The sequence below is a fragment of the Streptomyces mashuensis genome, assembly GCF_014654785.1.
Lineage (GTDB): Bacteria > Actinomycetota > Actinomycetes > Streptomycetales > Streptomycetaceae > Streptomyces > Streptomyces mashuensis.
The window spans coordinates 322,809-335,437 of sequence record NZ_BNBD01000006.1; the positions used below are offsets into that span (position 1 = coordinate 322,809).

Here is a 12,629-nt window from a genome sequence, read left to right on the forward strand (position 1 = left end):
CGCCGCAGCTCCGCCAGTATTTCGCAGGATTAGACCAACGGCAGCACCCCGGGTGTCTACCGCAGCCCGCTTCTACGCCCGTAGTTTGATAAATGGCATGGTCATATCAATGCGCCTTCCATTGAACCCGCTCGTCCCTTCCCCCCACCATGGCCCCGGAGGCACGACATGCCCGAGCACCACCATGGCCAGGGCCGCCCGCTTCCCCCCACCGCGGCGGCCGCCCTCGTCTCCCTGTTCGCCCTTCTGATGAGTCTGTTCGCCCCGATCCCCACGGCCGCCGGCGCGGCCGTCCCCACCGGCCCCGGCCACCCCGACCGCGACTGGATGGGCTCCACCATCCGCGCCCACGAGGGCACGGAGAACGCCCCCGACTCCCTGCCCGACGGCGTCCGCGGCTCCACGGTCGAGGGCGTGGACGTCAGCAGCCACAACGGAAACGTTTCCTGGAAGTCGCTGTGGAACAGCGGCGCCCGGTTCGCCTACGTCAAGGCCACCGAGGGCTCCAGTTACACCAACCCCTACTTCGCCCAGCAGTACACGGGCTCGTACGGCACCGGCATGATCCGCGGCGCGTACCACTTCGCGCTGCCGGACAACTCCAGCGGCTCCGTCCAGGCCGACTTCTTCGCCGACCACGGCGGCGGCTGGTCGGGCGACGGCCAGACGCTGCCGGGCGTCCTCGACATGGAGTACAACCCCTACGGCAGCACCTGCTACGGCAAGAGCGCGGCCGCCCTCATCGACTGGATCGACGACTTCTTCACCACCTACCGCTCGCGCACCGGGCGTGACGCGGTCCTCTACACCTCCACCACGTGGTGGAAGAAGTGCACCGGCAACTACGGCGGCTTCGGCACGTACAACCCGCTGTGGGTGCCGCGCTACGGCTCCTCGGCCGGCGAGCTCCCGGCCGGCTGGTCCTTCCAGACGATCTGGCAGTACACCGACACCGGCCCCACGGTCGGCGACCACAACCGCTTCAACGGCACGTACGGCAGACTCCAGGCCCTCGCCGACGGCTGACGGAGGACCGGCGGAGGGCTCCACGAGCCACCGGGCCCCCGGCTCATCGGCGCCGGGGGCCCGGTGTCGTACGGGCCCGGTGTCGTACGGGCCCGGTGTCGTACGGGCCCGGTGTCGTACGGGCCCGGTGTCGTACGGGCCCGGTGTCGTACGGGTCAGCCGCAGCGGCCCGCCGGGCGGGTGCGGGTCACCAGGTCGGTCGTACCGGTGGTGCCGTCGATCCACACCACCTGCCGGCCGCCGGCCGCCGCGGGAGCGACCTGCTCGCCGCGGTTGCAGGACACCCGGGCCCGGCCGCCGGAGCCGTCCGCCGCGAACTGCCACAGCTTGGCCAGGGTCTCGTTGCGGTAGGCGGAGTCGGGCAGCTCCGCGGTCACCGTCACCGCGTCGTCGGAGGCGGTGAGGTCGGAGGCGTGCAGCGCGTTCTCACCCTGCTCCGGGCTGAGGTCGACCGTGCCGGTGCCGTCGAGGTTCGCGCGGCGCACCGCCACCTGGCCCTGGTCGACGACCTCGTCGGCGAGCCAGAAGACGTGCTTGCCGGTGATGGCGGTCCGCCCGATGGCCTCGGGCGTGCCCAGCTGCTTCATCAGCGTCCGCGTGCCGCTCGCCAGGTCGAGGACCTCGACGCCGGACCGGTAGGTGTCGCCGTCGGGGTAGACCTTGGCGTAGGCGAGGCGGCCGTGGGAGAGGGACGGCGAGGCGGTGCCCACGTCGGTGCCGCCGCCGTCCACCCAGGTGGGCTGCTTGTCACCGGTCCGCAGATAGCCCACGTGGCGGGCGCCGAAGACGTCCATCGTCTCGAACGCCACCACGTTGCCCTCGACGCGCACACCGGCGGGCGTGACGTCCGGGTTGCCGTACAGCTTCTTCGTCGGCCCGCCGGCCAGCGGCCGCGACAGGACCTCCACGCCCGCCGGGCTGTACGCGGTCCACACCACGGTCTTGCCGTCGGTGGCGGGGTTGGCGTGGTAGCGGCCGTCGTTCGGGCTGACGAGCTTCGCGCTGCCGGAGCCGTCGGTCCGCCCGGCCCACACGGAGTACGCCTCGGTGCCGTCGTCGTTGGAGCGCGAGGTCACCCACCAGCCGCCGCCCGCACCGGTGCCGGAGTCGGCGGTGTTGAGCTTGGCCGAGAGGACGTCGGTGTCGACGCCGAGGGCCTGCTCCCAGTTGGGCACGATGCCGTGGGCGTTGAAGGACCGCTTGACGGTGTTCATGTCCTTGCCCTGCACACCCAGCGCCCGGGCGGCGGCGAGGACCGCCTCGCGGCCCTCGGTGAAGCCGTCGAGCGGGGTCATGTACTCCGTCAGCGCCTTGTAGACGATCTTGTCGGCGAGGGTGCGGCCGAGGTCCTCCCGCATGTCCCACAGGGCGCCGGAGAAGATCGTCGAGTTCAGGTGGACGCCGCCGTTGTCGGTGCCGAAGGCGACGCCCAGGAAGTTCTTCGAGGTGCTCGCCCCGTCGTTGAGGTCGCGGAAGGCGCACTGGCGCGGCGCCTTGTCGCGGCAGAGGTTGCCGCCCATGAGGCCCGCGTCGGGGTCGTCCATCCGGATGCCGGCCGCGTCGACGGCGATGGCGTTGCCGAAGTAGTCGGCGAGCGCCTCGTTGAGCGCGCCCGACTGGCCGGCGTAGACGAGGTTGGCCGAGTGCTCGACGACGCCGTGCGTCATCTCGTGCCCGACGACGTCCAGGTCGGCCGAGAGAGTGCGGTAGTGCTTCTCGTCGCCGGCGCCGTAGACCATCTTCTCGCCGTCCCAGAAGGCGTTGACGTACGGCCCTCCGAAGAGGGTGACGCCGACGAGCGAGTTGACGGTGGAGCCGCGGCCGTCGAGGCCGTCGCGGCCGTGCACCTTGCGGTAGTAGTCGTACACCTTGCCGGCCGCCCAGTGCGCGTCGACGGCACCGGCCTCGGTGGCGTCCTTGCCGAAGCCGGGGGTGGGTGAGCCGAACTCCTTGATGCCGTCGGGCCAGCGCCCGGACACCTCGGAGACGTCCTTGCCGCGCGCGTCCCAGGTGGAGAGGACGTTCTTCGATGTGTCCCACATGCGGGAGTGGTCGGTCATCACGTACTCGCCGCGCGCGGTGTCGAAGAACAGGCCCAGCTCGACGGTGGTGCCGTCGTACTTCACACCGGAGCCGGCCACGCCGGGGTGCCTGGCACCGGCGTCACCGTCGGCGGCCTTGGCGGTGGTGGCGGCTTTGGCGGTTGTGGCCGCGGCGGCCTTCGGGGCGGGCGCCGACTGGGGGGTGGCACCCCCGAAGGTCTTGATGCCGCTGTACTGGAGCACCGGGTACCCCGCCTTGGCGTCGACGTACACCTCGTGCAGGACGGGTGCGCCGGTGGCGGGGTCGGTGCCGCGGACGGTCACGTGGTGGGTGAGGACGCCCGCGCCGCGGGGCAGGACGACCAGGCCGCGGGCGGTGCCGGTGAGCTTGGCGGCGGCCTTGTCGCCCTTGGCACCCTTGTCGCCCTTGGCCAGCCGGCCGTGGGCGAGGCGCTGCGCGGTCGCGGTGACGGCGCGGCGCACGGCGGTGTCCTCGGCGACCTGCGGAGTGGTGTCGGCGGTCAGGCCCGTGAAGTACTTGCCGGAGGTGCCGGTGACGACGCGCTTGCCGTCCTTCTTCTCCATCCGGACGACGTACTGGCCGCCGAGGACGTCGATGCCGCGGTGCTTCTGCTGGAGCCGGACCGTCTCGTGGCCGCCGGTGGCGACGGTCTGCACCGGCCGCAGGTCACGGCCGGGATCGGCGATGCGGTAACGGTTCTTCTTGGCGGCCAGGTGGCCGCGGGCCGCGTCGGCGGCGCTGCCGCCGGCCGTGGCCTGCTCCCGGATGCCGTCCACCAGGGAAGGGGTGGAGGTTCCCTTCCCCGGGACGATCCCGGTGGGGTCCGGGGCGGGCGGTGCGGCCAGGGCCTGGGCCGGCAGGGCGGAGACGACGAGGGCGGCGGCGCCCAGCAGCGCCGCCGCCCCGGCTATGCCGTGCCGTCCCCGGCCGGCCGGTCTCCCGGAACGTGCTCCCTCGGTTCCTTCGGATCTGCGCAAGGGTCCCCCTCCGTACGTGCGGAACGCAGGAACATCTCGTGGTCGCGGCACATGCAACCGGCGGGACGGGGGGCGATCAATGGGGCGTCCGAACGGAGGGACGAGTTTCGGCCGTACGAGCGTCAGGCGTCGACGGGCCGCCAGGCGGGGCCGTCTCCGTCGCGCTGCACACGGCCGAAGACGACGTCGGCGAAGTGGACGCCGAAGCCGACGGTGCCGGGCTGCGCCAGCTCGTCGACGAGGCGGCGCCGGTGGCCGGCCGACTGCACGGGGTCGTGGTCGACGACGGCGGACCACTCGGGGTGGTCGACCTGCACGGGCGAGTGGAGGGCGTCACCGAAGGCGATCAGGCGCCGCTCGCTGCCGGTGACGACGTACGCGGCGTGGCCGGCGGTGTGGCCGGGGGTGAGCATCACGCGGACGCCGGGAAAGATCTCCTCGCCGTCGGCAACGGTACGGACGCGCGGGGCGAGGACGTCGAGGGCCTCCTGCGGGGTGGCCTCGACGAGGTGCCGGTGGTTCCACTCGTCCTCGGCCATGAGGTAGTCGGCCTTGACGAACGGCGGCTCGTCCTCGCCGGGCGCGGCGGTCACGGCCCAGCCGATGTGGTCGGGGTGGAGGTGGGTGATGGCCACGGCCTCGATCTCGTGCGGCGCGCGGCCGGCCGCGGCAAGGCTCTCCAGGAGGGCGCCGGCGGAGATGGAACCGATGGGACCGTCCTCGTCCGGGGCCTCCATGGTGTGCGGCCCGAAGCCGGAGTCGATGAGCATCGCCCGGTCGCCGTGCTCGACGAGCAGGGCGCCCATGCTCGCCACGAGGTTGCCGTTGGCGTCGAGGTACTGGGGGTGGGCGGCCCAGTCCTCGTCGGTGGTGGCGGGCAGCCAGCCGCGGGGCCGGAGCTCGCCGGCGCCGTCGGGGAGGTAGGTGACGGTGATGTCGTCGCCGAGGCGGAGGGAACGGAGGACGGAGGGACGGTTCAGCCGCGAAGCAAGATCGGTCATGCCGGGGACCATATACTTACAGCTTGAATGATTCAAGCTGTACTCATTCAAGCTGAAGTGATTCAAGCTATAAAGATGAAGCCTTGATGTGGCTGGGTAGGCTGGGCACCATGACGACCCCGGGGCCAGGCATCTGCAACGAACGCCGCGTGTGCGGCCTGGTGAACGACCTGTCCCGCCGCATCTCCGACCACGTCCGCGAGCGCGCGGGACGGCTGGGACTGACGGCACCGCAGGCGACGGCGCTGCGGGAGCTGGACGAGCCGATGACGATGCGGCAGCTCGCCGGGCGCATGGGCTGCGAGCCCTCGAACGCGACGTTCGTCATCGACAAACTCGAGGCCCAGGGCCTCATGGAACGCCGCCCCCACCCCACGGACCGCCGCGCGAAGCAACTGGTCCTGACGGAGCAGGGGACGGCGATGAGGAACGACCTGATGACCCTCCTGGAGGAGGGCTCACCCCTGGGCGGCCTGACGGCAGAGGAGCGCGACGCGCTGTACGGCCTGCTGGAACGGGCGCTGGGGCCGGAGGAATAGGTCAGTCGCGGGGGAAGCGGTCGGTTTCGAGGGTCATGCCGACGACGGTGTCGGTGAGATCGACCTTCTCACCGAAGGGGACGGTACGGACGTGCTGGTACGCGCCGTCTCGGGGATCGGTGTGGACCTGGCACTCACCGGTGTACGGGTCCGCAATGAGGTACACCGGGATCTCCCCGGCGGCGTACGCGTCCTTCTTCTTGCCGTAGTCGTTCTCGGCTGTGCCGCGCGTGATGACTTCGAGGACGAACTCGACGTCCTGATAGCGCCACTCGCCCCTTGCGTCGGGCCGGGCGCCGGCCGACAGCTTGTACACGTCCGGCGCGAAGGCGTTGCGCCAGCCTGGAAGGTCGAGACGGACGTCGTACACGACCTCGGCGCCGGGCCCGGAACAGCGCATCAACTGGCGGAACACACTGGTGACGATGACCGAGTGCACGTTCCGCTTCGGCACCATGCAAATGGCGCCGCCCACGATCTCCGAGTGGAACAGCTCCGGCGTGATCGAGTAGAGGAGCTCGAACATCTCCTCCAGCTCGGGATCATGGCCCGTCACCTGCGCTCCTCCCCCGCCACCCGCGCAGTACAACGACACGCCCGCAGCCCGGTTCCCTCGCACTGCCGTGCGTACGGAACCGGGCCGCGGGCCACCGCTCACGCCGCCGCCGGGACCTCCGGCTCCGCCCCCACCGTCGCCGGCGTCAGTGCCAGCTCAAGCACCTGCCGTACGTCCGAGACCGCGTGGACGTCCAGCCGGTCCAGGACCTCCGCCGGGACGTCGTCCAGGTCCGGTTCGTTGCGCTTGGGGATGATCACCGTCGTGATGCCCGCGCGATGTGCTGCCAGCAGCTTCTGCTTGACGCCGCCGATCGGCAGGACGCGGCCCGTCAGGGACACCTCGCCCGTCATCGCCACGTCCGGGCGGACCTGGCGGCCGGAGAGGAGCGAGGCCAGGGCCGTGGTCATCGTGATGCCTGCGCTCGGGCCGTCCTTCGGGACCGCGCCCGCCGGGACGTGCAGGTGGACGCCGCGTTCCTTCAGGTCGGCCACCGGCAGTTCCAGCTCCGCGCCGTGCGAGCGGAGGAAGGACAGGGCGATCTGCGCCGACTCCTTCATCACGTCGCCCAGCTGGCCCGTGAGCGTCAGGCCCGCGCCGCCCGTCTCCGGGTCGGCCAGCGACGCCTCGACGAACAGCACGTCGCCGCCCGCGCCCGTCACCGCCAGGCCCGTGGCCACGCCCGGCACCGCCGTGCGGCGCTCGGCCGGGTCCTGGGCCGACTCCGGCGTGTGGTGCGGCCGGCCGATGAGCGGGCGCAGCTGCTCCACGCCGATGGTGCACGGCAGCTCCTGCTCGCCCAGCTCGTGCCGGGCCGCGACCTTGCGCAGCACCCGGGCGATGGCGCGCTCCAGGTTCCGTACGCCCGCTTCGCGCGTGTACTCGCCGGCCAGCTTGCGCAGTGCCGCGTCCTCCACCACGACCTCGTCGGCGTCGAGCCCGGCCCGCTCCAGCTGCCGCCGCAGCAGGTGGTCGCGGGCGATGACGACCTTCTCGTCCTCCGTGTAGCCGTCGAGGCGGACCAGTTCCATGCGGTCGAGCAGCGGCTCGGGGATGGCTTCCAGGACGTTGGCCGTGGCGAGGAAGACCACGTCCGACAGGTCGAGCTCGACCTCCAGGTAGTGGTCGCGGAAGGTGTGGTTCTGTGCCGGGTCGAGGACCTCCAGCAGGGCGGCCGCCGGGTCGCCGCGGAAGTCCGAGCCCAGCTTGTCGATCTCGTCGAGGAGGACGACGGGGTTCATCGACCCGGCCTCCTTGACGGCCCGGACGATCCGGCCGGGCAGCGCGCCCACGTACGTACGGCGGTGGCCGCGGATCTCCGCCTCGTCCCGCACGCCGCCGAGCGCGACACGGACGAACTTCCGGCCCATCGCGCGGGCCACGCTCTCGCCGAGCGAGGTCTTGCCCACGCCGGGCGGGCCGACGAGCGCGAGCACCGCACCCCCGCGCCGCCCGCCGACCACGCCCAGCCCCCGGTCGGCGCGCCGCTTGCGCACCGCCAGGTACTCGGTGATCCGTTCCTTCACGTCCTCCAGGCCCGCGTGGTCCGCGTCGAGCACCGCCTTCGCGCCGGGGATGTCGTACGCGTCCTCGGTGCGCTCGTTCCACGGCATCTCCAGGACCGTGTCGAGCCAGGTGCGGATCCAGCCGCTCTCGGGGCTCTGGTCGGAGGCCCGCTCCAGCTTGCCGACCTCCTTCAGCGCCGCCTCGCGCACCTTCTCCGGCAGGGCGGCGGCCTCCACGCGGGCCCGGTAGTCCTCGGACTCGCTCTCCGGGTCGCCGTTGAGCTCCGCCAGTTCCTTGCGCACCGCCTCCAGCTGGCGGCGCAGCAGGAACTCGCGCTGCTGCTTGTCGACGCCCTCCTGGACGTCCTTGGCGATGGACTCGGCGACGTCCTGCTCGGCGAGGTGGTCGCCGAGCCACTTCACGGCGAGCTTGAGGCGCGCCACCGGGTCGGCCGTCTCCAGCAGCTCGACGCGCTGGGCGACGGTGAGGAAGGGCGAGTAGCCGGAGTTGTCCGCGAGCTGGGCGACGTCGTCGATCTGCTGCACGCGGTCGACGACCTGCCAGGCGCCGCGCTTGCGCAGCCAGCTGGTGGCCAGCGCCTTGTACTCCTTCATCAGCTCGGTGACGGCGCCGGGCAGCGGGTCGGGCACCGGCTCCTCCATGGGCGTGCCCTCGACCCACAGCGCGGCCCCGGGCCCGGTCGTCCCGGCCCCGATCCGTACCCGGCGCACACCGCGGATGAGCGCGCCGGGGTCGCCGCCGGAGAGCCGGCCCACCTGCTCGACCGTGCCCAGCGTGCCGACGCCGGCGTACGTGCCGTCCACGCGCGGCACCAGCAGCACCCGCGGCTTGGCGCCCTCGGCCGCCGCGGACTGTGCCGCCTCGACCGCCGCCCGGACCTCGGAGTCCGTCAGGTCGAGCGGGACGACCATCCCGGGCAGGACCACCTCGTCGTCGAGCGGCAGCACGGGCAGGGTGAGCGGTGTGGACATCGAAGCCATGATCTCCCCTTCGGCAGGCAAGTTGAGCTACATGCACTCAATGCTTGCCGCCGTGCGCTTGTTCCCCACGCGGTGTTCGCTCTGAGCGATCAGAGGCCCGCGTGACGGGACGCGGGATCACCCGTACGGGTGGAGGTCGGCGTACGCGCTCAGCGGGCCGCCGTCGTGGACGGCGCGTCCTCGTCCGAGGCGCGCGGCGCGGGGACGGCGACCCCGGCCGCCTCCCCGGTGCCCCGCTTCTCCCCCTTGCCCCGCTTCTCCCCCTTGTCCCGCAGCAGCGGCCGGCACCCGATGCCGATCAGCAGCGCGATGGGGTGGCCCCAGCTGGCCAGCGGGTCGGCCAGTTCCCACAGGTCGCGGGCGCACACCGCCGCCGCGAGGCCCGCCACGACCCGGTCCCAGGGCCGGCGCAGCAGCCCCGACAGCGCGCCCACGCACGCCATCAGGCCGAAGCTGATGCCGTAGTCGAGGCGGTGCAGCGCGGCTTCCGGCAGCCGGCCGGCGGCCACCGCGCCCGCGACGGGCAGCTCGGTGGCCAGCGTGGCGAGCACATGGCCGAGGAGGAACACGCCCGCCGTGCGGGCCGCGCCCACGCGCCGTTCCAGCGCGGTCACCACCAGGACGAACCCCGGCGCGTACAGGGACCAGAAGCCGCCGGCCACCCACAGGGCGCTGGCCAGCAGGACGAGCAGCGGCTGGTCGGTGAGGTGGGCGGCGTCCGTGCTGGACTCGCGCAGCAGCCGGCCGACCGTGGCCGGGTCGCCGAGGTCGGTGTAGACGGCGGTGGCGGCGAGGACGAGGCCGTAGCAGAAGGTGAACGGCGTGCCGGCGGGCGTGGGCAGCAGCCGTACGGCGGCGCGCAGGCCGCGGCGCAGCCGGACCGCGCGGAGCAGGCGGCGCGGGCGGGGCCGGGCGGCACCGGCGGGCCCCGCCGTGCCGGCGTACGCGTCGGCGTCCTCCGCGATCACTCGGTCTCCGCGATCACTCGGCCTGCCCCTTTCCGCGGCCCTTCCGGGCACCCGGGCGCACGCGCCGGCGACCCGTTCCCCGGGTCCGCCGCGGCGGTCCACCCCGACGTGAACATTAAGGTGCACACCGGCCGCCCCGGGCAAGCTCGGGCCGTGACGGTGGCCACCCTTGTCAACCTCTTGACGCGTGGTTGCGTCGGCCGGTTCGCAGGCGCCGGACGGGTCCGGCGCGACGACCGGTACGTACCCCGACACCCGAGGAGACTGCGCAGCCATGACCCTCTCGAACGTCCCCGCCGTCCGGAACTCCGCGGACGGGTCCTCCCCCGTCGTCCTCGACCGCCGCGAGGGCCCGTACGGCGAGGTGGTGCTGCGGCGCCGCGGCCCGCACGGGGATTCTTCCCACGCGGTCTACGAGATCATCGCCAACGGCTGTTTCCTCATGGACACCGCCGACGGCCGCTCCGAGCGTCTCCTCGTCGACGCCGCGCTGGCCGCCCTGCCCGCGGACCGGCCCGCGCCCGCCCTGCTCATCGGCGGTCTGGGCGTCGGCTTCTCGCTGGCCCGGGCGGCCGCCGAGCCGCGCTGGGGCCGCATCACCGTGGTGGAGCGGGAGCCGGCGGTGGTCGACTGGCACCGGTCCGGGCCGCTCGGCACGGTCTCGGCGGCCGCCCTCGCCGACCCGCGCACCGAGATCGTCCTCGCCGACCTGGTGGCGCACCTCCGTGCGCCGGGGCCGCGCTACGACGCGCTCTGCCTCGACATCGACAACGGCCCCGACTGGACGGTGACGGAGGACAACGGCGGTCTCTACACGCCCGCCGGGCTCGCGGCCTGCCGGGAGCGCCTGACGCCCGGCGGTGTGCTCGCGGTGTGGTCCGCACAGCCCTCCCCGGCGTTCGAACAGAGCCTCCGGAATGCCGGATTCGCCGGGGTAACCACTGAAGAGATCAGCGTTGCCCGGGGCGTCCCGGACGTGGTCCACCTCGGCATCAGCGCCGCGTAGCCGAGGCCCGCCGCGTGCCCGTACCCTGTGCCTTCCAACAGCGCAGGACTGGTGGAAAGCACCAAGGGAAGACGCTTAGGGGCGGGGCGCATGGAGCAGACACACATCGGCCCGAGCGGCGTGACAGCCTCCGCCGGCGCTCAGCGCCGGGTACTGATCGTCGAGGACGACCGGACGATCGTCGACGCCATCGCGGCACGGCTGAAAGCCGAGGGGTTCCAGGTCCGGACCGCGGCCGACGGGCCGGCGGCCGTCGACACCGCCGAGGCGTGGCAGCCGGACCTGGTGGTCCTGGACATCATGCTGCCGGGCTTCGACGGGCTGGAGGTGTGCCGCAGGGTGCAGGCACAGCGGCCGGTGCCCGTGCTGATGCTGACGGCGCGCGACGACGAGACCGACATGCTGGTCGGGCTGGGCGTGGGCGCGGACGACTACATGACCAAGCCGTTCTCGATGCGGGAGCTGGCGGCCCGGGTGCACGTCCTGCTGCGGCGCGTGGAGCGGGCGACGCTGGCCGCGCACACGCCGCGGACGGGCATCCTGCGGCTGGGCGAGCTGGAGATCGACCACGCGCAGCGCCGGGTGCGGGTGCGCGGCGGGGACGTGCACCTGACGCCCACCGAGTTCGACCTGCTGGTGTGCCTGGCGAACACGCCGCGCGCGGTGCTGTCGCGGGAGCAGCTGCTGGCGGAGGTGTGGGACTGGGCGGACGCCTCGGGCACCCGCACCGTGGACAGTCACATCAAGGCGTTGCGCCGGAAGATCGGCGCGGAGCGGATCCGTACGGTGCACGGGGTCGGCTACGCGCTGGAGACCCCGGCGGCATGAGCCGGGACGCTCCGGCGCAGGCCCGGCCGGGGCTGTGGGGCCGGGTCGGGGGCCGGCTCTGGGAGGCGCTGCGGCCGCTGGACCCGTACCGCTCGGTGAAGGCGGCGCTCGGCGCCCTGGTCGTCGGGTCGGTGGTGATCACCACCTTCCTGGTGTTCGTCGCGATCCACTCGGCGACGGAGCTGCGCATCATCACGATTTTCTCGATCATTGCGTCGCTGCTGGTCACGCAGTTCGTGGCGCACGGCCTGACGGCCCCGCTGGACGAGATGACCGAGGTCACCCGGGCCATGGCGCGGGGCGACTACACCCGGCGGGTGCGGGCCGGGCGGCGGGACGAGTTCGGCGACCTGGCGCACGCCTTCAACCGCATGGCGGCCGACCTGGAGGCGGTGGACACCCACCGCAAGGAGCTGGTGGCCAACGTCTCGCACGAGCTGCGCACGCCCATCGCCGGGCTGCGGGCGGTTCTGGAGAACGTGGTCGACGGGGTCTGCGAGCCGGACTCGGAGACGATGCGCACGGCGCTGCGGCAGACCGAGCGGCTGGGCCGGCTGGTGGAGCAGCTGCTGGACCTGTCGCGGCTGGACAACGGGGTGGTGCCGCTGCGGGCCCGGCGCTTCGAGGTGTGGCCGTACCTGGCGGGGGTGCTGAAGGAGGCCGGCATGGCCAGCGGCAGCGGTTCCGCACCGCACGCGCGCAAGGACGTGCACCTGCACCTGGACGTGTCGCCGCCGGAGCTGACGGCGCACGCCGACGTGGAGCGGCTGCACCAGGTGGTGGCCAACCTGGTGGACAACGCCGTCAAACACAGCCCGCCGCACGGACGGGTGACGGTGCGCGCCCGGCGCGGGGAGAGCGGCGGGCAGTCGCTGTCCCTGGAGGTGGTGGACGAGGGCCCGGGCATCCCGGAGGCGGAGCGGTACCGGGTCTTCGAGCGGTTCAACCGGGGCCCCCACGGCCAGCCCGGTACGGGTGCCGACGGGGGTACAGGGCTGGGCCTGGCCATCGCACGCTGGGCGGTCGACCTGCACGGCGGGAACATCTGGGTGGCGGAGTCGCCGCGGGGCTGCCGCATCCGCGTCACTCTTCCGGGTCACTCTTCCGGGGGGACCTCGCGAGATGTCTTGACGTAGGGTCGTTGGCAGGAGCACTTA

Annotated in this window: 10 protein-coding genes; 5 read left to right on the forward strand and 5 right to left on the reverse strand. The window is 72.8% G+C overall.

Going from position 1 to position 12,629, the window contains the following annotated elements:
- Positions 1–168 precede the first annotated feature (168 nt).
- Positions 169–1,026 carry a lysozyme gene (locus IE305_RS17895; protein ID WP_190130612.1) on the forward strand — a complete coding sequence of 286 codons (858 nt, stop codon included), beginning with the start codon at positions 169–171 and terminating at the stop codon, positions 1,024–1,026.
- A gap of 155 nt (positions 1,027–1,181) precedes the next feature.
- On the opposite strand, the gene IE305_RS17900 is transcribed toward IE305_RS17895, so the two are convergent.
- Together IE305_RS17900 and IE305_RS17905 are read right to left on the reverse strand one after the other, a co-directional pair.
- Positions 1,182–4,067: a M4 family metallopeptidase gene (locus IE305_RS17900; protein ID WP_373311666.1), complete on the reverse strand. Its 2,886-nt coding sequence runs from the start codon at positions 4,065–4,067 to the stop codon at positions 1,182–1,184.
- Between the two features lie 122 nt (positions 4,068–4,189).
- A complete protein-coding gene (locus IE305_RS17905) occupies positions 4,190–5,068 on the reverse strand; it encodes an MBL fold metallo-hydrolase (protein ID WP_190130613.1) in 879 nt (292 codons plus the stop codon).
- A 110-nt stretch (positions 5,069–5,178) separates the two neighbouring features.
- Here IE305_RS17905 and IE305_RS17910 point away from each other — a divergent pair, with 110 nt between their 5' ends.
- On the forward strand, positions 5,179–5,607 hold the full coding sequence (locus IE305_RS17910) for a MarR family winged helix-turn-helix transcriptional regulator (protein ID WP_190130614.1): 429 nt from the start codon (positions 5,179–5,181) through the stop codon (positions 5,605–5,607).
- A 1-nt stretch (position 5,608) separates the two neighbouring features.
- Here the strand turns inward: IE305_RS17910 and IE305_RS17915 are convergent, their stop codons facing one another.
- From IE305_RS17915 to IE305_RS17925, 3 genes are all read right to left on the reverse strand, one after another.
- Positions 5,609–6,163: a Uma2 family endonuclease gene (locus IE305_RS17915; RefSeq protein ID WP_229891120.1), complete on the reverse strand. Its 555-nt coding sequence runs from the start codon at positions 6,161–6,163 to the stop codon at positions 5,609–5,611.
- A 98-nt stretch (positions 6,164–6,261) separates the two neighbouring features.
- A complete protein-coding gene (lon, locus tag IE305_RS17920; protein ID WP_190130615.1) occupies positions 6,262–8,670 on the reverse strand; it encodes an endopeptidase La in 2,409 nt (802 codons plus the stop codon).
- Positions 8,671–8,819: 149 nt separating this feature from the next.
- A complete protein-coding gene (locus IE305_RS17925) occupies positions 8,820–9,638 on the reverse strand; it encodes a rhomboid-like protein (protein ID WP_190130616.1) in 819 nt (272 codons plus the stop codon).
- Positions 9,639–9,912: 274 nt separating this feature from the next.
- On the opposite strand from IE305_RS17925, the gene IE305_RS17930 reads away from it, so the two are divergent.
- From IE305_RS17930 to IE305_RS17940, 3 genes are all read left to right on the forward strand, one after another.
- Positions 9,913–10,644, forward strand: a complete 732-nt coding sequence (locus tag IE305_RS17930; protein ID WP_190130617.1) for a spermidine synthase family protein — start codon at positions 9,913–9,915, stop codon at positions 10,642–10,644.
- A gap of 90 nt (positions 10,645–10,734) precedes the next feature.
- A complete protein-coding gene (locus IE305_RS17935; protein ID WP_190130618.1) occupies positions 10,735–11,472 on the forward strand; it encodes a response regulator transcription factor in 738 nt (245 codons plus the stop codon).
- The gene (locus tag IE305_RS17940) at positions 11,469–12,608 is read left to right on the forward strand and encodes a sensor histidine kinase (protein ID WP_190130619.1); all 1,140 of its coding nucleotides are present in this window, start codon (positions 11,469–11,471) and stop codon (positions 12,606–12,608) included. The genes IE305_RS17935 and IE305_RS17940 overlap by 4 nt, the downstream gene beginning before the upstream one ends.
- Positions 12,609–12,629 lie beyond the last annotated feature (21 nt).

Bases quoted from the DNA above. Each gene is read 5' to 3' on its own strand.
- IE305_RS17895 (WP_190130612.1), top strand. From the start codon at position 169: ATGCCCGAGCACCACCATGGCCAGGGCCGCCCGCTTCCCCCCACCGCG.
- IE305_RS17905 (WP_190130613.1), bottom strand. From the start codon at position 5,068: ATGACCGATCTTGCTTCGCGGCTGAACCGTCCCTCCGTCCTCCGTTCC.
- IE305_RS17910 (WP_190130614.1), top strand. From the start codon at position 5,179: ATGACGACCCCGGGGCCAGGCATCTGCAACGAACGCCGCGTGTGCGGC.
- lon (WP_190130615.1), bottom strand. From the start codon at position 8,670: ATGGCTTCGATGTCCACACCGCTCACCCTGCCCGTGCTGCCGCTCGAC.
- IE305_RS17930 (WP_190130617.1), top strand. From the start codon at position 9,913: ATGACCCTCTCGAACGTCCCCGCCGTCCGGAACTCCGCGGACGGGTCC.
- IE305_RS17935 (WP_190130618.1), top strand. From the start codon at position 10,735: ATGGAGCAGACACACATCGGCCCGAGCGGCGTGACAGCCTCCGCCGGC.
- IE305_RS17940 (WP_190130619.1), top strand. From the start codon at position 11,469: ATGAGCCGGGACGCTCCGGCGCAGGCCCGGCCGGGGCTGTGGGGCCGG.